Here is a 24,132-nt window from a genome sequence, read left to right on the forward strand (position 1 = left end):
TAAAGCACATATTCGAATTGAAATCGGTAGAAATTCCAACCCATCCAGAAAGTCCTGCTCAGATTTAGCTTCTAACCAGTTAGTAATCCTAAGAGTTTCATTGAAAACATCACAATAACCATTCAAGAGAATGCGGAAAAACCCGGGCTTTAAGCTAATTTCCTGCGCAAAACGTTTTTGGGGGAGAAACCTGTTACCAACATGGTGCCAGTGACCACTAGTAGGGTTCCAATCATGGTATTGAAACCAATAGGCTCATCCAGCACCAGATTGCCCCATAGAATCCCGAAGAAAGGAATCAGGAAAGTCACTGATAACGTAGAGGCGGGACCAATATCATCCACCAGCCGGAAATAAAGAAGGTAAGCCAGACCAGTGCATAAGACCCCAAGTACTACAACAGAGGACCATTCCACCGTTGTAGGAGTTTGCGGCATGGGTAGCCAGGGTAACAGTGGCAACACCAGAATAACCGCTCCCCACATGCTGCCGTGTGCGTTATCGAACGACGATACCTTGGGGGCGTTCTTCGCATAGTTAGTCGCAATGCCATAACAAGAGGCAGCCATCACTCCAGCAATAATAGGTAGGGTTGCACCTTCACCGATTTTCACGGCATCCCACCCAACTAACACTGCCACACCAATCACACCGAGCACTAAGCCTAATGCGCCTTTCATCGACAGAGGCGTGCGATGCCAGAAATAGGCAATCACTGCCCCCCAGATGACGGCGGTGGAATTTAGAATCGACAGAGTAGACGCGTTCAGGGTCTGAGCGGCATAGGCAAACAACATAAAAGGCATTGCCGTGTTGAATGATGCAATGATCAGAAAGTGCTTCGGATATTTGAATAAAACTAAGCGACGACGAAGAAACAGCGACACCAGTAACAGGCTAATGGCAGCAAAAAGTACACGAAACTCGATCAGGTAAGCAGGACCAAAGCTGTGGGCAGCGATCCGCATAAAAAGGAATGACGCGCCCCAAATGGCGGCCAGACATACCAATCGAAAAAAGCTTGCTGCTGTCATTGATTACTCCTTTTCATTTAGAAATCACACTCTGTATTAGGTTGATAGAAAAGACAATTACAAATGTTATTGCAGTTCCGATAATGGCGACCCTACCCACAGGTTTGAGGTTTGAAAGGCGCTTTCGAACAAAATTTCGCCCTTACTTCGCCCTTAATTAACATTAAATCAATAAGCAGGATAGTATGATGAAGGTTCGTGTCTCTGTGTGAGGTAAGTGAAATGGATTTCAGTATCTTAGGTGTTATGTCTTTAGAAAACTGGCTGGCGTTTTTGTCGATTGCCTTTCTTGCCACCGTTACTCCCGGTCCTGCCATTCTGTTGGTGATGACTCACTCATTAAGTAAAGGATTTAAACGCTCACTCATGGCGATTGCTGGCAACGTCAGCGGATTATTCATTATGTCTCTGTGTTCAGTATTGGGGCTCAGTGCTTTAGTACTCAGTTCTACATCTGCATTCCTGGCGATCAAGTTTATTGGCGCTTTGTATTTGATGTACATGGGCTGGAAAATGTGGAGACATGGGATTCAGTTTGACTTTGATGCTTCTGAGTCACCTAATCAGTATCGTAAATCTAACCTGTATTTTCAGGGCATTATGGTGGCACTTACCAACCCGAAAGCCATAGTTTTTACTACGGCTCTGTTTCCACAATTTATTACACCGAGTGAGCCTCTTGCCGCGCAGTTTTCCTTGCTCGTTGGCACTTTGATTGTGTGTTCAGCTTTGTGTTTAACCGCTTATGGTTACTGGGGAACTAAACTTCTCAGGCGTTCGACAAAAACTGTACCAGTTCGCCGATTATCCCGCATTTTTGGCACCACATTTATTGGCGCAGGCGTCACGTTGGCAGCGACAGCGAATCGCTGATCGAGGTTTAAATCTCTATGATCAGAAATTGATAAGTAAGATTTAGATTTTTTTAGTTGTCCGAAGAATCGTTCAGGAATACTATCGACCCAACAAATTTGATGAGCGACTTATATTAATGAGAACTCTGGCAGTCCTGCTGTTTTCGCTACTGCTGACTTTTAGCCAATCCGCGTTTGCACAGGCGGAGGTTTCTGGCTATCCCTCTCAGTCCCATCAAATTGAAATACAACTCGGTGATGAATCTCCCTCTTCCATCGATGTTAGCCAATCTGGCGATTTTGATTCCCACTCTAAGCGCATACCCGAAGGGCTTATAGCTTCTTCCCGTGTTGTCTCGTGGGCACAGGAACGCGTCGTTCCCACCCCGGATTACGAACTTATTGCTCAGTTGGGTGGAGAAGATCGCCCGCCGAGTTATCTGTTTTTTACTCTTTCTATCCCATCTGTCCTCTGGTCTGAAAAAGCGGTCGGCTCAAATCCGTACCGGGTCTCAGGCTGGAAAGACTCCAATCAACTTTACGTCCAGCTCAATCAGAGAAGCTAGCCTTTAAACTCCCGGCGCACCTGCGTCCACTTCCCTTTTTTATGAGTTTATTGCGATATCAGGCAGTCCTGATGTCGTGCCGTATGCGCTGGCATTCGGCATCAAAGAGGTATGACTATGTCTTCTCCACGCACTCGCGCGAAAGCGCCCGAGCGAATGAATCACTACGCCATCTGGAAATACGTAGTGCTTCTTACCGCTATTGTATTACTGGCTTTAAGTGCCCTGCCTTCATGGTATGGCGACAAGCCTGCTTTAATTATCGACCAGCCTAAAGCAGATCTGAGTATCGAACAGGTCTCGCTTGAACTAAAACATCACAATATTCCTGTTCGCGAAATCACTGACACCGGCAACCAAATGGTGGTGCTGCTTGAAAGTGAACACGACCAAGCCAATGCCAAAGCCGCTCTGCTCCCTACTCTTGGCGCAGAGACGCAAATCACTTTGGCTTACCAGTCAGTCGCACCAGTCTGGTTAACCCAGATGGGCTTTCAGCCCGTCGACTTAGGGTTAGACCTGCGTGGTGGCGTTCAGTTTTTATTGAAAGTGGACGTAGACCAAGCTTTGAATGAAAAACAGCAAACCTTAGCGGATGACATTCGCACTACAGCCAGAAAATTGCATATTCGAGGCATTCAGATCAGCCACTCTGTTGATCATCAAATTACTGTCACCACACAAACCGAAGATTCCAGAAGCGAGATCGGGAAAGCGATTCAGGAAGCGTTTCCACAATGGCAACAACATGGGCAATCCAACAAGCTGGTTTTGTCGATGCCAAAACAAAGCATCGATGAATTTGCTCAGCAAACACTGAAGCAAAACCTCACTATTCTCCGTTCGCGCATTGAAGAGCTTGGTATAACCGAAGCGTCCGTGCAGCGTCAGGGAGACGACTACATACGAATCGAATTACCGGGGGTACAGGATCCTTCACAGGCAAAAAGTGTGATTGGCGCTACCGCTAGCCTGGCGTTTCACGAGGTAGAAACCGAGAGTTCAAAAGGTCGGATTTTTAGCGCGTTAGATGAAGACGGAAACCGAGTGCGACTGGTCTCTAAGCCCGTAGTGAAAGGTGAACACATTGTGGATGCCCGAGCAGGCTTAGATGAAATGGGACGCGCCGTGGTGAACATTTCTCTTGATCTGGCTGGCGGCGGCGACATCAGTGATTTTTCAGCGACTCATGTTGGTAAGCCGATGGCAACTCTGTTCAGTGAGTATGTGTCTGATGCACAGGGTAACTTGAGTAAGCAAGACAAAGTAATCAGTGTGGCAACCATTCAAAGTCAGCTAGGTACGCGCTTTCAGATAACAGGTGCTGGCAGCATGCAAGACGCGCAAGGACTGGCGCTGCTGCTTCGTGCTGGCTCATTAACTGCACCAGTCACCATTGTAGAAGAACAGGCTATTGGGGCGTCGTTAGGGGCTGAAAACATCGAAAACGGATTCTCTGCTCTGGCTCTGGGCATGGGGCTTACCCTGGCATTTATGGCAGTCTGGTATCGCCGGTTAGGGTGGGTTGCCAACCTTGCGTTGCTCAGCAATATGGTCTGCTTGTTAGGTTTGATTGCTTTGATTCCCGGGGCAGTTCTAACCCTGCCCGGAATAGCGGGCTTGGTATTGACGGTTGGCATGGCGGTAGACACTAATGTCCTGATTTTCGAGCGCATTAAAGACAAACTTGGCGAAGGGCGCAGTTTCGCACAGTCCATCAACCTCGGGTTTAACAGTGCTGTCAGCACCATCATGGATGCCAATATCACCACCTTAATCACCGCCGTAGTGCTTTACGCGATTGGTAATGGCCCGGTTCAGGGCTTTGCACTTACTCTGGGGCTGGGGATTCTAACCAGCATGTTTACGGGCATCTTCCTTTCCCGTGCCATCATCAACCTCATTTGGGGGCAGGATGCCCGCCGTGACGTTCGCGTATAGGAGTTTAGTATGAATATTAAAAACAACATGACTCAAATTCGTCGCTGGACGGGCATTTTCTCTATTGCTCTGGTGGTTATCTCCATCGCTCTTTTATCAGTGAGAGGGCTGAATTTAGGGTTGGATTTTACCGGTGGAATGGTGAGTGAATTTCGCCTGTTATCAGACGTTAGCCAAACGGAGCTGACTCAGTCTCTTGGCCCAGTCGTTGGAGACTCTCTCTCCATCGTCAAAGGGGGAGAACTGGGTCGCTGGACACTCCGTTATTCTTCAGAAAGTCGCGCAACTCTAGATCAAGTGAAGTCGACTTTAGCTGAACTGGATACCCACGCCGAAGTGGTCAGCAGCAGTATGATTGGCGCGCAAGTTGGCGACGAGTTATTTGATCAAGGGGGCATGGCGATTCTGGTCAGCATGCTTTGCATTATGGGTTATCTCTGTTTTCGCTTTGAATGGAGACTGGCGAGCGGTGCACTTCTGGCGCTGTTCCACGACGTGATTGTGGTACTGGGCTTCTTTGCATTAACCCAACAAGAGTTCAACTTAACCGTGTTTGCTGCGCTGCTCGCGATACTAGGCTATTCGTTGAATGACTCCATCATCATTGCAGACCGAATCCGGGAACAGATTCTGGCAAAACTGGACTGGAAAACCAGTGATGTCATCAACTCAGCGGTGATCAGCACCTTCTCGCGAACCATGGTGACATCAGGCACCACTCTGGTCACTGTTGGTGCGCTTTGGCTGATGGGCGGTGCACCGTTGCAAGGGTTTGCCAGCGCCATGTTTATCGGCATTGTTTCAGGCACCTGGTCGTCCATTTCGATTGCTACGGTTTTACCGGAAATGTGCGAGCTAAAAGCGGAGCACTATATTCCCGCAGAAATTGATAGTAACCCTTAATCACATCAACTCAACAAGCTCGCTTTCTGAGGTAGCGAGCTTAATTTTCACTTTGTCCGCTCAGTCACATCCCTAATTAGTAAAAATAACAAGAATCTTGCAGAGGCTCTGTTCGTTCATTAAGTTTGGAAAAGACCCTAAAGGAAGAACAATGAACTTCAAACGCATCGAAACTTTCGTACTCGTCGCCACGTTAGGCAGCTTTCGCAAAGCTGCTGAGCAGCAATTTACGACTCAGCCTGCTATTTCCACTCGTATTGCAGGCCTGGAGGAAGAGCTCGGCGTAAAGCTCTTTGATCGCGATGCGTCCCCTATCGTATTGACTTCGCAAGGCAAAGAACTCTTACCCTACGCGGAAAAAATGCTCTATATGGCAGAACAAATGCACAAGCGTGCCGATATCAGCCGGCTGCTTTCTGGCACTCTGCGTTTGGGGGTATCAGAGACGATTGTTCATACTTGGCTCACCGATTTTCTCAAAGTTTTGCACCAAGAATTGCCTAACCTGGACGTAGATATGACAGTGGATGTGACTGGAAATCTTCGCAATGGCTTGCTTGATCGCTCTTTGGATCTTGCTTTTTTAATGGGTCCGGTTTCCGAACCGACCGTCAACAACCTGGAATTATGCCAGTTCCCCTTAGTTTGGATCGCCAGCACTCAACTGGATTTGCCAGACAAAACCATTGAGCTGGAAGAACTGGTTCAATACCCAATCATCACTTACGCACGCAACACGCGCCCTTTCACCGAAATCAGCGAAAAGTTTATGCAGATTGATGGGCTTCCTGCGCGTTTCTTCTCATCCAGTTCCCTCTCTGCTTGCTTAAAACTGACTCAGGACCAAATCGGAATTTCGTCACTGCCCTACGCTATGGTCGCGCCTGAAATCACAGCGGGTTCACTCAAAAAATTGAATGCAAAATGGGAGCCTTCAGCGCTTAGCTTCACTGCCTCTTATCCATCGGTTCCATTTAACAGTGCCGCCAAGCTGGCAGCTGACATCGCGGTGAATGTCGCGTCTGAGTTCGAACTCAATGCCAATAAATAAAATTTATCGCCAGACTTAAAAAACCATAATTGGACTTAATGCGCTAACAGAGCAACACTTGATTTACATTTCATTAACAACGGACTGCTTTGCGAAATGCTCATCAAGAATTCTCAGCCTTCTGCGTACAAGTCGCAGCTGTTTGCTCAAGCCTCGGAAGTCAGAAAACAAATCCGAATCGGTAAATTCAACCAACCCACCAGCGGCGTGGCATCTGGACTGGTTCAAGGAAACATCGTCATTCTCCCTCAAGAATGGGCAAATGACTTTCTTCGATACTGTCAAAACAACCCTGTCGCCTGCCCACTTATCGCGGTCTCGCAGCCAGGTTACCCGCTCCTCAATACCTTAGGTGAAGACATTGACATCCGCACCGATGTGCCCGAATTCAATGTTTTTCGCCACGGAAAACTCACTGAAACCGTCACCGACATCAATAGCCTGTGGCAGTCAGATTTTGTCACCTTTGTTCTAGGGTGTTCATTCTCTTTCGAAGACGCATTAGAGCGCGCAGGTCTGACGGTGCGAAACGTTGAAACTAACACCAATGTCTCTATGTACCGAACCAACATAGAGACAACCGCGAGTGGTCGGTTTCATGGAAACATGGTGGTGTCGATGCGCCCGTTTTTAGCCGCAGATGCCATTCGCGCTATTCAGGTGACCTCTCGTCTGCCAAAAGCCCATGGTGCCCCTGTTCATATCGGGGATCCTAAACTGATCGGTATCGACGATTTATCGAAACCAGATTTTGGTGACGCGGCAGAGGTACACCCGCACGAACTACCTGTTTTCTGGGCTTGTGGTGTGACCCCGCAGGTGGCAATTGCACACGCCAAGCCACCGATTGCGATCACACACGTACCCGGGAAAATGCTCATCACAGATTGCCTTAACGACGAACTGGCGGTGCTGTAATCCGCCGATTCCCGTTAGGCAAACATACAAAAGCAAAATAAAAATGGAGATACACAACATGAAATGGATAGCAAAAACCGCAGCAGTATTGCTCAGTGGTCTGGCTGCTCACGGAGCCATGGCAGCAAAGTGGCATATGCCTACCCCTTATGGCGACGGACATCTACCCACACAAATCGCCTACCAATTTGCTAAGGATATTAAGAGCTACACCGACGGTGACATCGACATTACTGTCTACTCTGGTGCTTCATTGATGAAACACCCAGAAATTCCACGTGCGGTTCGTACTGGTCAGGTTCAACTGGGCGAAGTCTTCATTGGCATCATGGGCAACACGCACCCGATCTTCAAACACGACAACATTCCATTCTTAGCCACTGACTACGAACAGGCGAAAAAACTGTGGCTAGCAGCGAAGCCTGAAGTGGAAAAGCAACTCAGCAAAGAAGGGTTGATGCTGCTATACACTGTGCCTTGGCCAGCCCAAAGTTTGTACACCAAGCAGCCAGTCAATTCGCTTGATGATCTGAAAGGCAGCAAAATGCGCGCGTACAGCCCATCCACTTCTCGCCTTGCGGATTTGATGAACACCACCCCAACAACTGTGCAGCTTCCTGATATTCCACAAGCTTTTAGTACTGGAATCATCGACGCCATGATCACCTCACCTTCTACTGGTGCCAATGGGCAAGCGTGGGATTACCTAAGCCACTTCACCGAAGTAAAAGCTTGGATTCCTAAAAACTTTGTCGTGGTGAATAAGCGCGCATTCAAACGTTTGAACAAAAGTGAGCAACAAGCGATTCGCCAGGCCGCTGAAAAAGCAGAAAAATCAGCTTGGGATTTGGTGGTAGAGCGCGAAGCACGTGATACAGCCATTCTGGCGGACAACGGCATCAAAGTGACTCAACCGTCTGACAAGCTGATCGCTGAACTACAAGCTATTGGTGTGACCATGACTAAAGAATGGGAACAGGAAGCACCAAAAGAAGTAAAAGCAGTGCTCAACAAGTACAACCAATAATACGAGAGGCTCTGCTCGGTGGAGCCTTATTTTTAAAGTAAACAGACCCTAGGTATTGCTGTGAGGTTTTTCAGTGAATACGTTTAAACACACTCTATACATGTTGTCCGGCTATTCTTCTGGGCTGTGCATTGTGCTTATGATGCTGATCATACTGGCTCAGGTTATCGGTCGAATGTTTGGGTTTATTGTCCCCTCAGCGGAAGACTTTTCCGGTTATGCGCTTGCAGCGTCTACCTTTTTTGGGCTGGCATATGCCTTTCGCGAAGGTGGGCACATTCGGGTCACGTTAGTGATCCAGCGATTACCTGCGAGTGTTCAGAAGTATCAGGAAATCGCCATACTCATTTTCGCGTTCCTTTTAGTGACATTCATGAACTTCTACTGTGCCCACATGGTATGGGAATCGTACGATTTCGAAGAAGTCACCCATGGCTATATCCCTATCCCGTTATGGATCCCTCAGGTGCCCGTTGCCATTGGCATGATAGGACTCAACTTCGCAGTGCTTGATAACTTGATCATCGCACTGAAAGGCGGAACACCGACATACAAAGCCCATGAAGGCGAAACACAATAAAGGAAGCCGACATGGACATTTCAATCATTTCTATCATTCTTGCCCTGACGATGATTCTCATGCTCGCGGCAGGGATCTGGGTGTCGTTAGCACTCGTCGGTGTTGGGGTCTTTGGGCTCTACCTAACGGGAAACGAGCAAATCGGGCTGCTCTTTGCTACCTCAAGTTGGGGAGGCAGCACCAGTTGGTCATTGACTGCTCTTCCCATGTTTATCTGGATGGGTGAATTGCTTTTCCGTACCCGATTATCGGAAGACTTGTTTAAAGGGTTGTCACCATGGCTGAGCAGTTTTCCAGGTAAGCTGCTCCATGTGAATGTGCTGAGTTGCGGCATTTTCGCGGCAGTATCCGGATCGTCTGCAGCTACCGCTGCCACCATTGGTCGTATGACTTTGCCCGAGCTCAAAGCGCAGGGCTACAGCGAAAAAATGGCAGTTGGCACACTCGCGGGTTCAGGCACCTTGGGGCTACTGATTCCTCCTTCCATCATCTTAATTGTCTATGGTGTCGCCGCGGAAGTGTCCATTGGTCGCTTATTCATTGCAGGGGCACTCCCGGGGCTCATGTTAGTCGTCATGTTTATGGGCTATACCGCACTTTGGGCTTTAATGAATAAAGACGGCTTACCCGCTCATAACTCGGAGCAAATCTCTTTTTCAGCGAAACTGGCGGCACTCAGGAAATTATTGCCTATCGTTGGGCTGATCCTTTTCGTTCTGGGTTCTATTTATGGCGGATTAACCACACCAACAGAAGCAGCGGCATTGGGCGTCTTCGGGGCTATCGTGTTGGCAAAAGCGACGGGGTCGTTATCAATGGATAACTTCCTGGACAGTTTGCTCGGGGCGGTCAAAAGCTCATGTATGATCGGGCTGATCCTAGTCGGAGCGCACTTCCTGACGTTAGCAATGGGCTTTCTCGGTATCCCTCGTGCACTGGCGGAATGGATTGCGACATTCACCTTATCCCCCTTTGAACTCCTGCTCTACCTCACGGTGCTGTTTGTGATTCTCGGCTGTTTTCTGGATGGCATTTCGGTCGTAGTACTGACGGTTGCTGTTGTAATGCCAATGGTGCAGCAGGCGGGCATCGACTTATTGTGGTTTGGTATTTTCATCGTACTGGTGGTGGAAATGTCTCAAATTACACCGCCTGTTGGGTTTAACTTATTTGTCATTCAAGCGCTTACCGGAAAAGACATTTTGTATGTCGCCCGAGCAGCTTTGCCTTTCTTCTTACTGATACTAATTGGGCTGGTGTTGATCACGATATTCCCAGACATCGTCACTTACCTGCCCACCACCATGACACAAAGATAACGAGCGTTATTTAAGAGAAAAACCAATGAAACTAAATTGTGATATGGGTGAGTCCTTTGGCTGTTGGGCCAAAGGACAGGATTCTGACGTCATGCCGTTTATCGATATGGCTAATATTGCGTGTGGTTTTCACGCCTCAGACCCGCTAACGATGGACACTACCGTAAGACTGGCGGTAGAAAACACTGTCGAGATTGGTGCCCATCCCGGATACCCCGATTTAGTGGGGTTTGGTCGCAGAAACATGCACTGCCAGCCCGACGAACTCGAAGCCATGCTGATTTATCAAATTGGAGCATTGGATGCGATTTGTCAGAAATACGGCACAGAAGTCAGCTACATCAAACCCCATGGCGCCATGTATAACCAAATGATGAAAGACAAGCAGATGCTATCCACCATCATGAAAACGGTACGTAAAGTGCGTCCACTTTGCCCATTAGTGGTGATGGCTACACCCAACAACGACATCATTCGCACCATGGCACATGAGCATGGCATCGAAGTTTGGTTTGAAGCCTTTTCCGATCGTGCATACAACGACGATGGCTACCTGGTGCCCCGCACTATGAACGGCTCGGTTTACCACGACTTCACGAGCATTCGGAACCAGATCTGCCAGATCATGGAAGAAGGCTGCGTGACCACCATTACGGGGAAAAAACTTGCGATTGACGTCGATACCATATGCGTTCACGGAGACGGCGAACATGCAGCAAGTGTTTGCCAAGCGGCGGCTGTGATGAGGAGGTCTGCCTAATGCGGATTGAAGCTGTCAACGAAATGACTTGCATCGTTTATTTTGGAGATACCATCAGTGAACAAACCGCCCAAAAGGTCAGTTGGGCAATCGGTCGTCTTCGTCAAAAGCTGAGTGACCAGATCGTCGATATCATTCCGTCATACACCTCGATTTTGGTGTGCTATGACGTAAATAAAACCGACCGATTCACCATCATCGCACAGTTAAAAAAAGTATTGCGAGGCATCAAGTCGGCTCATACCAATACTCAGGCATCCAACGTGATTGATCTGCCCGTTTACTACGGCGAAGAAGTCTCGCTCGATATCGAGGAGGTATGCGAACACAATGGGCTAGGTCGAGATCAGGTAATTCAAATTCATAGCGAAAAGCTGTATCAGGTATATGCGATAGGATTTAGCCCGGGCTTTGCGTATTTAGGCACAACTGATGAGCGCATTGCCACACCACGCAAGTCAACTCCACGATTAAAGGTTCCAACAGGCAGTGTCGGGATTGCCGACAACCAAACCGCTATTTACCCCAGTCCAACCCCCGGTGGTTGGCAGATCATTGGGCGAACCCCCACCAAAATGATCGATTGGGAAAGTGACGGACTCGCCAAAGTTGCAGTCGGCGACTACGTCCGGTTTCGGTCAGTGTCTAAACCGGAATTTCTGGAATTAGGAGGCAGTTTCGATGAGCTTTAATGTCATCAAGCCCGGATTTCTTACCTTAATTCAGGACTTAGGACGCTATGGTTACCAACACATGGGTATCACCACTGGGGGTCCCATGGATGAACATGCATTTTGCTGGGCAAATCGGTTACTCGACAACGAGTTAAACGCCCCCCAGCTTGAAATTACGCTGGGAAAACTTGAACTTCAGGCCAGTGCCAATACCTGCGTCGCCTTAACTGGTGCTGACTTGAATGCGCGCCTGAATGACCAGAAAATCCTCCCCTGGCACACTTACGCGGTTAAAAAGGGTGACACTCTGAGTTTTGATGCTCCAGTCAGCGGGCTTCGCGCGTATTTGGCGGTTGTCGGAGGCTTTCAACTGGCAGAAACATTAGGCAGCGTTGCCTCTGTTCCACGGGAAAAAATTGGGGGACTGACTCAAGGTCAGCCGTTAAAAGAGGGGGACGTGCTCCATTTTAATGCCTCCCGTAAAGACATTAAATCCCGCACGCCAAAATGGGCGATTCCGGATTACAACACCCCTCTTGAGCTGGGTGTGATGTTGGGATATCAAAGCGCATCTTTCCCGAAAAGTGCGCTGATGACCATGCTTTCAAGCACTTACGAAGTATCACAAAATATTGACCGCATGGGTTATCGCCTTACAGGGAAACCGATTCACGGGGAGAGAGACGGCATTGTTTCTGAAGGCATCGCTTATGGTGCCATCCAGATCCCCAAAGACGGACAACCCATCGTCTTAATGAGAGACCGGCAAACCATTGGTGGCTATCCGAAAATTGGTTCACTGAGCGCTTTAGGCACAGGACAACTGGCGCAAAGAGCTCCGGGTTCCCCTGTCAGTTTCTCTATTATGGATGTCGGGGAAGCCGAGGCACAAAGAGTCATCTTTAACCGTGTGATACAAGCCTAGTATGTAAAATCAGATAAGATTTCCACCGCTATTTCAGACGTCTTTGCTAGATGAACGGCAAAGACTTCTGGCTTGTCATACAGGGCTTGGTACACCTCTTCTCCGTCTGCAGAAATGACTTTGCTGCCGCCCATATTCTTCGCATCAGGCACATTGGTACCGTTTGGCCAATTGCACTGAATCATCATGGCACTTAAACGCTTAGCCATCGCCTTGGCTTCACGTTCGTAAACTGGACCTTCAGATCCATTCGTGCTTTTTTGCGTGTCATAGCCAATGTAACTTGGCCATAAGATCAGATCGACACCAGAATTCGACAGTTCAGCCTCAACCTCTTTTAAATCCAAGACTTCTCGACATAGCACGACTGATAAGGTTATCCCCTCAATTTGCATCACAGGGCGATTATTGCCCGGAGTAAAAAATGTTTGCTCGCTTGGGGTAAGCCCTATTTTGTCCCAGACACACACTTTTTTGCCGCTTGGCGCAAAACAGAAGTAGGAATTGTATACATCAGAACCATCGATTCTGGGCATTCCCACAAACAAGTGAACCTGATGTTTTTGAGCCAACTCAGACAGAAGCACTTCCCATTTATGGCAATTTTCTGGAGTGGCCAAATCCACCACTTTGCGATTAAAGCCGGGGACAGCAAGTTCGGGGAATACGAAAATACGATACCCCTGCTTTGCACCTTGAATGACCAGATTCTGAACCAATTCAATTTGAGACTGGGCATCTTGCTGCATCCACATTTGCGCGACAATACATCTCATATAACAACCTTTCTTTCTCCAAGGTTGGGGATATTATCGACAAGTATGTTATGCGCCAGAATTGACATTATTAACTTGCTAAGCATGGCTCAAACATAGAAGAAACCACCTACAATCAGCCAGATACAGATTGACTTTCCAGCACCTCTAGCGCTGCCTGAACAAAGCCTGCAATTCGTTCAGAAACTCGGCATAAACCGAGCAACAAATCGCCTATAATTCGATGTTCTTTACTCTGATGGGTGTTTGTATGTTTAAACGAGTTTTGGTGCTGTTTCTTTCACTGCCTGTTTTGTCCACCACTATGGCTGCTAACTTATGTAAGTCGGAACAGCAGATGATCCAACAGTGCAGCTTTGGTAAGAAAAGTGTGTCTGTCTGCACTGCAAGCGAAGACACCATTACCTACCGTTTTGGCACACCCGAGAAAATTGAAATGGAGATTGAATCACCAGTCACCAAATACCACGAGGGTTACAGTGGTGGTGGCGCAGGGTATCTGTTGTTTGAAAACGGTCCGTACGGGTACACGGTTTTCAGTCGAAGTATGCGTGGAGAAAGGCTCGAAGACGGCAGTTATGAGCACCTGACGGAAGCGGGGATCATCGTCAGCAAAGGGAAGGATGTGATTGCTGAACTGGATTGTGTGAACGGTAACATGACTTTTGGCGAAGGAAAATTGCCTGATTATGAGCCTATCGATGCATTGCCATTTTTCTAGCTTAGTGGATACGAAATGAAAACCGTCAGTTACCTCGTTCAGGTTCATACCTTACCGAGAGATTTAGCAGAAGCCGCTGAAAACCCAAATCATGATTTGTATACCACTTCCAAGATCTATTCCAAGCTGATCCATACCGACCATTTATGGGAGGTCGATTCCATAGATGAAAATGGGCAGGTCTGGATTGCGGTGAACTTTATAAATACAGAAGGCGATGCTGAGTTTCACACAATCAAAATTGATTCAGGCACTTACAATAAAGTCGATTACGACAACTACCCAATCAACTGGTCATACATTCAACATTTCTCACATTCGAAACGGTTAATAATTAACCAACCCTGATACCGTAAGTTTTATAAAAACTTCACACAACGTCACGGTACAGGGATATGAAAGATCCAGTGTTCAGTTTCTCCACACCGAGAAACCACCAAACGATCAGCCATCAGGATGAACGGGATTTCGCCATTCGGCTGACAGCTAACGCGCATGCTGCCACGCACTATTTATCGCAGCTTCCCACTTCCAGCTCACAACGCATGCAGGCAGCAGCGCGTTCACTAAGCGACAGCTTTCAAAATCTGCGTTCTCTGGCACAGTTGCAAATTCAGTTCGCAAGCCTGATTCAGTTCCACAGAGAGGTACACGACGAACGTTATCGAACCTCTTTTGATGATATCGACGATGCGATAACCAGTGCTGCTCCCAGTATGCTGTCGCCTACCGAGCAAAGTTTATTGTGGGATAATCTGATTCACCGCCTTTGGGTGGAATATAGCCAGGTCACCATAGAACACATTCTTGCGATTATCTCCTGTGACCATTTCCTTAGGGTTCACCGAGATGTAAGGGGTGACGACTCCCTTGAAGAGGCACAGATCCACCGAAGGCTAACATTGGCAAAAAATGCCAGAGCAGTGATTTCAGCGATTGTCGATAACCGCGTCAGTACTGAACCTGATTTTGGGCTCACGACAGTGCAACACCGATTGCTGGAAAACATTCATAAACGAAACATCCGCGCAGATAAGTTAGTACAGACTCGTCAGCTAAAAGATCAAATCCGACGCGAGGTAAAAAGGATTGGGCGATCTCGGCAACAGCCTACTTCTCCTTCTACACCAGCTACCTCGGCAACGAGTACCACCAGCACAATTGCAACCGCAAATATCTCTACGGCTGTGTTTCAACCTGCTGCTGTTTCACTCGACGATTTATCGCTAAGCCTTTCTTCTTCCCAAACTCGTACATTTCAACGTTTATCTATGGATGCTGCGGATGCCCATGAATTACTCAGTATGGTGGAAGGGGAGTCGGAGGATGCCGAACTTACATTAGCCGATGAAGATGATGATGAAATCGAGCAGGAAAGCACCATTCTGGTTATGGGCACGGAGATCGCAGTCGAAGAGCGCATTCCTAACAGAGCCGTTATGGCCGGGATCTCGGAAGAAGAAGGAGAATCGCAGCTTCATGTGACTTATTTCAGAGATCAGGGTGATCCGATGCTCAGCAATGCAGAGGTCCAGATCAACGGTCGTACATTACGCGGTGAACCTTTGCCCGAACGTGTCGGTGGCTTCCAGACTTTCAGGTTTGACTTACCTGATTCTTCTCGCCAGCCAGTGAACGTTGATCTGCACCTGACTACTGCCGGTTCTCAAACTGCCACTATTATGCCGACGATGTTAGTCAGCCAGCTTCAGACCGGATCAACGACTCTGCCATGGGTACCGGAAGGGCTGGACGAACTTGGTACACCTCCTCCCACCTTGTTTGGGGTAAACCAAATTGGCATGGTGGATTTTTATCGAGTGGAACAGGAACTGGCGTGTATCGAAGCGGGAGAACCGTCCCGAACTGAAAACCTGTTAGCACGAGAATACAAAGAGCGCACAACTCGTCGTTTGGATGTGACAGAAATTGAAACCGAAGCGACCAGCGAAAGTGCCTACGAGCAGCAATCGGATTTAGAAAGCACAACAAGACACGAGATCAGCTCTGCGGTTGAAGAAGTGTTAGAACAGGACTCCTCACGCAACATTAACGTGAATGCGGGGGTGTCGGGTGGTCCTAAGTATTTGCAGTTTTATGCCAATACAGCAATGACGTTTGCGACTTCTCACTCCCGGCAGGAAAGCCGTTCTCAAGCCTTGCAGTACGCTCAAAGTGTCACCGAGCGCGTGCAGCAAAAAATCATGTCTAAAACCACCAGCAAAAGACGAGAGCTGCGCCAGCATCAGTATGAAGAAATCAACAAGCACGGATTAGATAACCGAGCAGGCGAAGACCATGTGTTTGGCATTTATCGCTGGCTGGATAAAATCTATCGCCACCGTCTGGTTCATGTTGGCCAGCGTGCCCTGATTGAATTCAGTATTCCAGAGCCAGCCAAGCGCTTCATTCAAGCTCAGGAGTTGGCTGTGCCTGAAGATGATTTCACCAAACGTGCCCCTAAAAAGCCAAAACGCTTTGGAGTGAAGGTGCCAAACGATGTTACCCGTAATAACTATCGAAAGCTGGCAGCCCGTTACGGTATTTCGATTGAAGCACCGCCCCCGCACCAAATCACCTTGATGCGTGGGTTTTCCGAGAGCAAACCGCCGTTGGCCGAACCGATAGACTTAAATAATGTTCCTTACGAGGATGTGCTTACCTCAACGTACGAAGTCGAAATCCCTGAAAACTACACCGCTTACTTTGCTAAAGTATCAACGCAAGGAACCCCCGGTTTCTTAGATGCAACTCGGCATCAACCTGTGGAAGAGAGCGCCGATGCTATTCCTTTTACCGTTGGTTTTTACGTAAAACTCGGCACTGACCCCATTCCGAGCGAATCTGTGAGCGGAGAAATTCAAGCCGAACGCTACTTCGAGCCGAGCGTTAGCACCTTGCTTCCAGTTTCGGTGATTCTACCTTGGTACCACCGTTCGTTTACTTGCCATGTGGAAGTGCACTGCCGACTCAGAAGACGTATTTATCGAGAATGGCAGTTGCGGGCATTTAACGACATTATGGATGCCTACCGCGAACAGAAAGCGCAATATGACGAAGAAAAGGAGCGGCATGAGGCTCAACTCGGCAGCGCGAACACCAACCCGAGATTCAAAAACGAAATCATCCAAAAAGAGTTGCGTCAGCTCGCCATGTATATGATTCAGGAACCCTTTAATATCAAGGTTGCAAAGAATCATTACATTGAACGAGAAGGCAAGCTGCCCAAATTGCGTTTGTCTGACAAGCTCGACAAACACAGCGAAATGGTGCGCTTTTTCGAGCAGGCGTTTGACTGGGATGACATGGCCTACCATCTGTATCCCTACTACTACGCGAAGAAGCGGGACTGGACGGCGAAACTCAGTGCGCAAGTCACCAAAAATCGTAAGTTCAACGCCTTTATCACCTCTGGAATGGCGCGGGTTGTGGTGCCTTTGCGACCGGGGTTTGAAGATGCCGTCACCTACTATCTGCAAACCGGACAGGTCTGGTTTGGTCAGGGCTTAGTGATGGATTCTGAGAACGACCTGTACCTTTCTATCGCTCAGGAAGTGTCGCAGGCAGAGGAAACGACCATCACCGAAACCTGGGATACTAAGGTGCCGACTAACCTTACCATCGTGCAGGATCAGGCGGCTGCCATGGTTGGAAACGGTCTGCCTTGTATTGATGGCGAAGGCATTGGTCAGGGTGACAGCCGACTCGCCCCGTTACCGGCGTCTAACGACGACAGTGAAGTCTAATTCGCTATGAACGAACACCAGCGACTTCATCACTATGCCGACAAAATGATGTCAGAGCAGCCAGTATCCGGACGATGTGATTACACCATTCTGAATCCGGGGAAAACCAAAATGCTCAGGCTTCGGGTGACATATACGCCCGAAGTGCTCGAAGTGCCGTATTTGGGAAAGCTGAATAATCTGCAGCCCGGCGAAAGTTATGAATACGATATCTATCTTGGGAGCAGCGCGGTTGAGTTACTTGCTCACTACCACAAGCAAGGCAATACAGCAGCCGATGGCACCATTTACGCGGAAGTTAACGAAGGGGATGTACTTTCCAATTCACTCTTCATCTTAACCGTGCCCGGCGAGCGACTTGAGCACTCCATGGGTATGAGTGGTCGCCTTATTCATCTTTTGCCCATCTTTGTTGAGATGTTTGATGGCAAAGCCACCACCAGTTTGGTGACTCTGCTGGATTTAAAAAATGATGGGCAAGATTCTGAAAACGGAGAACAATCGGAGGAAAGTGATTTCAAGTTATTTATTGTGGAATCGCTAGAGTCGCTCTCCAAGATATTAGACGGGTTTAGCAAGGATCTGGTGTCCGATCTTCACGTGCCCAGAGAGCTCTGGCATCCAAAAGAGCGTCCGGCGGATTTCAACCAGATGGTTCGGGAGGCGGGTGAAACCATCAATAATGGTATGAACAGGATGCTAGTCGCCATGGAGTCGGTGATCAGTGACATACAGTCTGCCATTGATTACGCGCTAAAGGAGCTCGAAAGCTGGGTGGTAGGTGCAATGGATGCCATCATCGATATATTCAAAGGCATTGTGGACACACTGGATGATGCAATCGAATTTGCAGAAGGGTTGGTGGTATCACTCACCCTTCTACTCAAGCGATTTAAGGCGGGGTTTGCTTCTTTTCTTGCCCATGCCAAAAGTGCTTTACTCTGGATGGATAAAAACCGCCCTGATTTCAACGAAAGCATTGATACCTTTATCGGTTTTTTTGGTGGGGTATGGGACGGTATTGTGGACTCTATTCTTGGCTTTATTGATACCCTTTCCCTAATTTTACAATTGATCATTGGCGCATTTAAACATGGTGGAAAACTGGGTGATGCCTTCAATCTTATGTTGGAAGTCGCAGATGATTTCATCGCGGTGTTGCGCAAAATTCCGTGGGACAACTTGTGGTACCTTTTCACCGAAGAACTCTACCCAGAGGTAAAAACGTTCTTTACGGAAACCAGTGATGAGCTGATGTTCGCTATTGGAGACGCGATATCCCGAACCCCTGCCGCTTCTGGCTACTACTTTGGCTACCTTGTCTACAACCTGGTTGAAATGTTCTTTCCCCCATTAAAGTTTTCCAAAATCTCTGGTGTTGCCAACGAAGCAGCGGATCTCACCAGCAAGTTCTTCCAGAAAATGGCGAAAATGAATGGCTAGCAAAGTACAAAAAGGTGTCGCTGGCAGAAAAGTGGCTAAAGCGTTAGACCTTACCCCTCCGCTCAAGATTTCTAAGATCGTCATTGCTCTGGACACCATTACCATGTCCTTAAGAAAGCGACTGATGAAGTCGAAAAATGCCTCAACCAAAGGCATGAGCAAAGCCGTTTCTGAATATTCCGATGCCCTGAAAGCAGCAAAAAAAAGAGGGGCATATTTGCGTGCTAAGAAAATGCTGAATAGCGCTACCAAGCCCGTTAAAGCCATCCTCGATATTAAAGATAAAGGCGACTGGCTTCCTGCTGCTCCGAAGAATGCCAAGATTTGGCTATCAATGAAACTGGACCAGAAAAAATGGGCACAAACCCGACTCACTGGTGCAATACAAGAGATGCGAGCGATCATTTTCCCCAACAAACAGGTTCAATTCGACATTGCAGGGGAAGTCAAACCCTCTATTTCATCAATAAGAGGGGAAAAAGGCATGGATTTTAAAGATGAACTGCCCTCCCCCTCCAAAAAGCGTTACAACGGGCATTCTCTCAAAGGCTTTGAGAGAGCGCACCTCTGGGGACATGGCTTTGGTGATGAAGCCAAACTTGGCTTGATGTACGCCCCCAAAGCACTCAATCAGGAAGTGCAGGGGTTTGGTATTGAAATGTTTATCCGGGACTTACAGTTACTTGCCCAACACGAAGGAAGAAAAGTATTTTGTCATTGCAGGGCATTGAGTCATCCCCCGAAAGGCAAGAGCAATTTGAGCCCAGGAAAAGGGGAACTGCTCATATCAGATGTGTTTTACGAAGTGACCTACGAAGCCAAAGATGGCAGAAAAATTGTAGGAAGATTTGTTGCGTCAATCTCCGAACCACCAGAGAGCAAGGTCTTGATAGATAAAGATCAATCTCTGTTAACCGAAATTTAAAAAGGCACGCCATAGCGTGCCTTCTGATTTCAGTCAGTTAAGATCTAAACCTTAAAGCGGCTCAGCAATTTGTCCTGCTCCTCAACCACTTTTTGCTGCTCACTGATTGAACCCGTCAGGTTGCCCATAAAGTCAGAAACATTCACAGAAATGTCTTTGGTTTTCTGAGCATTACGGTTGACCTCTTCACTTACAATGCTTTGTTGCTCTGCGGCAGATGCGATCTGATGAATCATATCGGTGATCTGTCCCATTGCCTGGCGGATCGCTTGCAGAGCTGAGTCCGCATCTTGCGAATGCTGCAAAGTCTGAACCACTTCTTTCTGGCTTGATTCCATGACCACCAATGCCGATTTCGACCCCGCCTGAAGCTCATCAATCATGGTGCCAATTTCTTCTGTTGAAGCCTGAGTTCTCTGAGCCAGAGTTCGTACTTCATCCGCCACTACGGCAAACCCGCGACCCGACGCACCCGCCCTTGCAGCTTCAATCGCGGCATTCAGCGCCAGTAGGTTGGTCTGATCTGCAATGTCGTTGATCACTTCAAGCACAGACTCAATTCGTTTGGTCGCCTGATTAAGTTCCGTCACCACAGACACGGCTTCCTGAACTTTCTGAGACAGTGCATCTGTAGATCGGGCTGAATCTTCTACCAGAACGGCACTCTTCTCGATATTGCCGTTTGCACTTTGGATTGCTGTTGAAGCTTGCTGAGAGTGGTTTGCCACCTCTTTTGCGCTCACAGACATTTCATCAATTGCCGCAGCAAGCTGATCCACTTCCTGCATCTGGTCAGCGATAAAGCTCTGCGCTTTATTCGCACCTTCTGCCGACGCAGTCATGCTGGTCGAGATGTCTTTACCCAGCGATTTAGTGTCGGAAATCAGGTTCTGAAGCTGCGACATCAGAGCATTAATGCTTATGGCTACTTTGCCAATTTCATCTTCGTTAGTGACGTCGATACTCTTGGTCAGATCGCCGTCACCGTTTGTCAGATCATCCACTTTAGATTGCAGACGATTCATCGGCTTAAACAGCATCTGCAGTGTCAGCATGATGCCGAGTACAGAGAGAATAATTAGACCCACAGCCACCAGTACCATATTGAAGACAAGGTCGCTCAGGCTCTGGTATGCCTTTGCCTGATCTACGCTTACCAGGTAATACCACGAAACGCCGTAACCCAAATGAACTTCGTCGTGGTAACCGATACGATTGCGACCCGCGCTGTCGAACACGAATGAACCGTAACCCGAACTCAGAACTGTGGTTTTGTGTGGAGCAAGTGATGCAATATCAGACAGGTTGGTTTCGCCCGCCGTGCTTTTCGGTGACGAGGAAGCAATGACAGTACCTTGTGAGTCAAACAGCGAAGCAATGGCGCCTTCTGGAAGGTTGTCATTGATTCTTTCATTCATGATTTCCAACGTAAGATCGGCCAGAAGAACACCTTTTAACGCAGTACCTTCGTAGAAGGGTTCTGCAACACTCACCATGAGTTTTTTGGTGGACGATCCGCGGTAAATACCTGTAATTACCGTACTGCGCTTGGCTTTTGCCTGTTTGTACCAACCACGTACTCGCGGGTCATAGCTGTTTGAATCGTATTTACCTGAGCGTGAACTAAACGCGCTGCCGTTTTCAAAACCGACAACAATCGCAAATACCTGAGAAGAGTCTGCCACTTGTTTAAGAAGTAATTGAGTATCCTCTTCTGAATACTCTGTAGCGAAAGTCGGAGCAACATTCTGTAGTGTACGGCTGACATTGTTCATCCAGGTTTCTATAGAGTTACTGACTGCGTCTGTTTTCAAAGACGCACTGTAATCAATACTTTGCTGCTTATCTTGAGCTAAAAAGTAATATGAGATGTAGAGTGAAACGCTAAGGGATAAAACAAGCAGCAAGGCGGCTACCGCAATGACTCGCTGCTTAAAACCAAAATTAATCATTCTTGTACCTGTCAGTTTTTTCGTCACCTTCACGGTGAGCCAATAATTACAGGATAAGAATTGTACTTATTTGCAAAAATATTGGGAGTAACATCACATTAACATTTATCATTCTGACTATAAAAAACTTAATATCTTTATGTTTTATAAATACAAAATAGATTATGTAAAAATATATCTATATTGTATGTAAATGTAACTTTACCCAATCATATTCATAATTCATTTATTGAAACGGCCAATTTTAGAACAACTAATGAGCTTTAAATTAAATATATCAACTTAGTAATCCGACAAAATATGGGATGATTAAAGCGTTGGCGAGGTCGATAAAAAACGCACAGACCAGCGGCACTATGATGAAGGCCTGATGGCTGTTTCCGTATTTTTGCGCAACGGCAGACATATTTGCCATCGCAGTCGGAGTAGACCCCAGTGAAATACCACCAAAACCGGCACAAACAACCGCAGCATCGTAGGTTTTACCCATCAGCGGAAATACAACAAAAATAGCGACACAGATTGCGACCACAAACTGCGCACCTAAGATGACGAAAATAGGTCCAGCCAAATCAACTAAAGCCCAAAGCTGCATACTCATTAAAGACATCGCCAGAAATGCTCCCAGCGCAATGTCGGCTATCAGGGCGATGGCTGGGGTACGTTTTGGCCAACGTGTTCCGGTTAAGCGAGGGTAAGAGTCCGGAATCAGATTAGAAATAAGAATACCCGCGAACAGACAAGTCACGAACAATGGCAAATCCAGTCCGAATTCTGAAACCGCTTCATTAAGAAATGCCCCCAATATCACACAGATATGGATGGCCAGTACCGCATCTAGAAAGTCATACGCATTAATACTGGGTTTAGGGTTGTCAGCCGATGTTCCGACGTCCATTTTTTCGACTTTAGCCGGGCTTAAGTTGTGACGGTTAATCAGAAATTTAGCGATGGGACCGCCCATAATACTGGCTAAGATCAGCCCAAAAGTCGCACTGGCTATGCCTATTTCCATTGCCGTGTTTAAACCGAAGCTTTCACCAATTTTAGGTGACCAGGCAATCGCTGTTCCGTGTCCGCCTATCAGTGAAACCGTACCACTCAACAAGCCCACGATATCCGGCTGCCCCAACATGGTCGCAATGCCAATACCCGTTAGGTTCTGGATAAACATGTACCCTATCGTGATGGTAAGCAAAATGATAAGTGGTTTCCCACCTTTGAAGAGATCTTTCAGACTGGCATTGATGCCGATAGTGGTGAAGAAGTAAACAAGCAGAAGGTCACGCGCCGCCAGATCGAATTCGACATCCACTTGAGTCACGTAGTGCAGAATAGCAAAAAGAACGGAGATCAAAATGCCCCCGGAGACAGGTTCAGGGATGCTGAATTCCCTTAGCCAGTGGCTCGCCTGAGTCAGGCGACGACCCAAGAACAGAACAATGATTCCCAGAGTCACCGCCAGAAATGATTCTACCTGTAGCACTCCATCTACGTAGTTCATGCTTTCTCCCTAAAATGAACATCTTCAAAGGCTTATTTAAGGGAGTTAATCTAGCACAGCTAATTTAATGGGCAACATGTGGAGTATCATTACCACTTATTCAAGGTGCACTTTATACAAAGTCGTATTCAAAATCGTAGTAGTGCTGACCCTCTTCAATTCGGATATTCATTTTGCCCGCCAGCCCTTGTAGCTCATCAGATCCTGAGTTGGGCACCACTTCTAGTATTAACGAATCGCTCCCATTCGCCATAATGCCGTAGTGCTGCAACACGAAGCTTCCTTTTTTACCACCGAGGGTTCCAACTACTTGCTCGATGGCGACATAGCCTGCGGAGCCTTTTACTGCCGTCACTGCACTGAGCATTTCACCTTTGCTGTGCGCTGAAAGCTCACCCTTGAATTCTTTATCAATCGACATGCGGCCGAGGTTGACGCCATCCACACCCTGAGCAAATGTCTCCATTGGTTCTAGCTTTACTTCAAATTCACCCGAAATTTTCATCGGTTTTC

At 47.6% G+C, this 24,132-nt stretch carries 22 protein-coding genes; 17 read left to right on the plus strand and 5 right to left on the minus strand.

All coding sequences use genetic code 11. From position 1 onward, the window contains the following. Positions 1-149 precede the first annotated feature (149 nt). A complete protein-coding gene (locus QMG91_RS26745; protein WP_281831074.1) occupies positions 150-1,034 on the minus strand; it encodes a DMT family transporter in 885 nt (294 codons plus the stop codon). A 222-nt stretch (positions 1,035-1,256) separates the two neighbouring features. Between QMG91_RS26745 and QMG91_RS26750 the strand changes: the two genes are divergently transcribed. From QMG91_RS26750 to QMG91_RS26805, 12 genes are all read left to right on the plus strand, one after another. Continuing rightward, entirely contained in the window at positions 1,257-1,907 is a 651-nt protein-coding gene (locus QMG91_RS26750) for a LysE family translocator (protein ID WP_022606798.1), read from the plus strand. A 118-nt stretch (positions 1,908-2,025) separates the two neighbouring features. Then, a complete protein-coding gene (locus tag QMG91_RS26755) occupies positions 2,026-2,454 on the plus strand; it encodes a hypothetical protein (RefSeq protein WP_281831075.1) in 429 nt (142 codons plus the stop codon). Between the two features lie 117 nt (positions 2,455-2,571). Beyond that, positions 2,572-4,395: a protein translocase subunit SecD gene (secD, locus tag QMG91_RS26760; protein WP_281831076.1), complete on the plus strand. Its 1,824-nt coding sequence runs from the start codon at positions 2,572-2,574 to the stop codon at positions 4,393-4,395. Between the two features lie 9 nt (positions 4,396-4,404). After that, complete coding sequence (gene secF, locus QMG91_RS26765; protein WP_281831077.1) at positions 4,405-5,298, plus strand: protein translocase subunit SecF; 894 nt, start codon at positions 4,405-4,407, stop codon at positions 5,296-5,298. A 151-nt stretch (positions 5,299-5,449) separates the two neighbouring features. After that, complete coding sequence (locus QMG91_RS26770) at positions 5,450-6,349, plus strand: LysR family transcriptional regulator (RefSeq protein WP_022591482.1); 900 nt, start codon at positions 5,450-5,452, stop codon at positions 6,347-6,349. A 96-nt stretch (positions 6,350-6,445) separates the two neighbouring features. Next, positions 6,446-7,267, plus strand: coding sequence for a putative hydro-lyase (locus QMG91_RS26775; protein ID WP_281831078.1), 822 nt, complete (start codon positions 6,446-6,448; stop codon positions 7,265-7,267). Positions 7,268-7,325: 58 nt separating this feature from the next. Next, complete coding sequence (locus QMG91_RS26780) at positions 7,326-8,294, plus strand: TRAP transporter substrate-binding protein (RefSeq protein WP_004402823.1); 969 nt, start codon at positions 7,326-7,328, stop codon at positions 8,292-8,294. A gap of 100 nt (positions 8,295-8,394) precedes the next feature. Then, on the plus strand, positions 8,395-8,874 hold the full coding sequence (locus QMG91_RS26785; protein WP_281832756.1) for a TRAP transporter small permease: 480 nt from the start codon (positions 8,395-8,397) through the stop codon (positions 8,872-8,874). 11 nt (positions 8,875-8,885) lie between these two features. Then, the gene (locus tag QMG91_RS26790) at positions 8,886-10,193 is read left to right on the plus strand and encodes a TRAP transporter large permease (protein WP_022612160.1); all 1,308 of its coding nucleotides are present in this window, start codon (positions 8,886-8,888) and stop codon (positions 10,191-10,193) included. A 25-nt stretch (positions 10,194-10,218) separates the two neighbouring features. Beyond that, a complete protein-coding gene (locus tag QMG91_RS26795) occupies positions 10,219-10,953 on the plus strand; it encodes a 5-oxoprolinase subunit PxpA (RefSeq protein WP_281831079.1) in 735 nt (244 codons plus the stop codon). Then, a complete protein-coding gene (gene pxpB, locus QMG91_RS26800; RefSeq protein ID WP_281831080.1) occupies positions 10,953-11,645 on the plus strand; it encodes a 5-oxoprolinase subunit PxpB in 693 nt (230 codons plus the stop codon). Before QMG91_RS26795 ends, pxpB begins: the two co-directional genes overlap by 1 nt. Beyond that, entirely contained in the window at positions 11,635-12,552 is a 918-nt protein-coding gene (locus QMG91_RS26805; RefSeq protein ID WP_281831081.1) for a 5-oxoprolinase subunit C family protein, read from the plus strand. Before pxpB ends, QMG91_RS26805 begins: the two co-directional genes overlap by 11 nt. Here the strand turns inward: QMG91_RS26805 and QMG91_RS26810 are convergent. Continuing rightward, on the minus strand, positions 12,549-13,328 hold the full coding sequence (locus tag QMG91_RS26810) for a carbon-nitrogen hydrolase family protein (protein ID WP_281831082.1): 780 nt from the start codon (positions 13,326-13,328) through the stop codon (positions 12,549-12,551). The two genes, QMG91_RS26805 and QMG91_RS26810, sit on opposite strands and share 4 nt — an antisense overlap. A gap of 250 nt (positions 13,329-13,578) precedes the next feature. On the opposite strand from QMG91_RS26810, the gene QMG91_RS26815 reads away from it, so the two are divergent. The 5 genes from QMG91_RS26815 to QMG91_RS26835 are packed head-to-tail and all read left to right on the plus strand — an operon-like array spanning position 13,579 to position 20,163. Continuing rightward, entirely contained in the window at positions 13,579-14,049 is a 471-nt protein-coding gene (locus QMG91_RS26815; protein ID WP_281831083.1) for a hypothetical protein, read from the plus strand. 15 nt (positions 14,050-14,064) lie between these two features. Then, a complete protein-coding gene (locus QMG91_RS26820; RefSeq protein ID WP_281831084.1) occupies positions 14,065-14,397 on the plus strand; it encodes a hypothetical protein in 333 nt (110 codons plus the stop codon). Between the two features lie 47 nt (positions 14,398-14,444). Then, positions 14,445-17,795, plus strand: coding sequence for a hypothetical protein (locus tag QMG91_RS26825; RefSeq protein WP_281870286.1), 3,351 nt, complete (start codon positions 14,445-14,447; stop codon positions 17,793-17,795). Between the two features lie 6 nt (positions 17,796-17,801). Beyond that, positions 17,802-19,238 (plus strand): phage tail family protein, encoded by a 1,437-nt coding sequence (locus tag QMG91_RS26830; protein ID WP_281831086.1) that lies wholly within the window; start codon positions 17,802-17,804, stop codon positions 19,236-19,238. Continuing rightward, positions 19,231-20,163, plus strand: coding sequence for a polymorphic toxin type 4 domain-containing protein (locus QMG91_RS26835; RefSeq protein ID WP_281831087.1), 933 nt, complete (start codon positions 19,231-19,233; stop codon positions 20,161-20,163). The genes QMG91_RS26830 and QMG91_RS26835 overlap by 8 nt, the downstream gene beginning before the upstream one ends. A 44-nt stretch (positions 20,164-20,207) precedes the next feature. Here the strand turns inward: QMG91_RS26835 and QMG91_RS26840 are convergent, their stop codons facing one another. The 3 genes from QMG91_RS26840 to QMG91_RS26850 all read right to left on the minus strand — a co-directional run bounded on the left by QMG91_RS26840 (position 20,208) and on the right by QMG91_RS26850 (position 24,124). Then, positions 20,208-22,115: a methyl-accepting chemotaxis protein gene (locus QMG91_RS26840; protein WP_022591468.1), complete on the minus strand. Its 1,908-nt coding sequence runs from the start codon at positions 22,113-22,115 to the stop codon at positions 20,208-20,210. 277 nt (positions 22,116-22,392) lie between these two features. Further along, complete coding sequence (gltS, locus tag QMG91_RS26845) at positions 22,393-23,619, minus strand: sodium/glutamate symporter (protein WP_200767954.1); 1,227 nt, start codon at positions 23,617-23,619, stop codon at positions 22,393-22,395. A 112-nt stretch (positions 23,620-23,731) separates the two neighbouring features. Beyond that, complete coding sequence (locus QMG91_RS26850; protein ID WP_004402801.1) at positions 23,732-24,124, minus strand: DUF3224 domain-containing protein; 393 nt, start codon at positions 24,122-24,124, stop codon at positions 23,732-23,734. Between the last annotated feature and the right edge of the window lie 8 nt (positions 24,125-24,132).

This window comes from Vibrio nigripulchritudo (genome assembly GCF_027924785.1).
In the GTDB taxonomy this organism is placed as follows: domain Bacteria; phylum Pseudomonadota; class Gammaproteobacteria; order Enterobacterales; family Vibrionaceae; genus Vibrio; species Vibrio nigripulchritudo.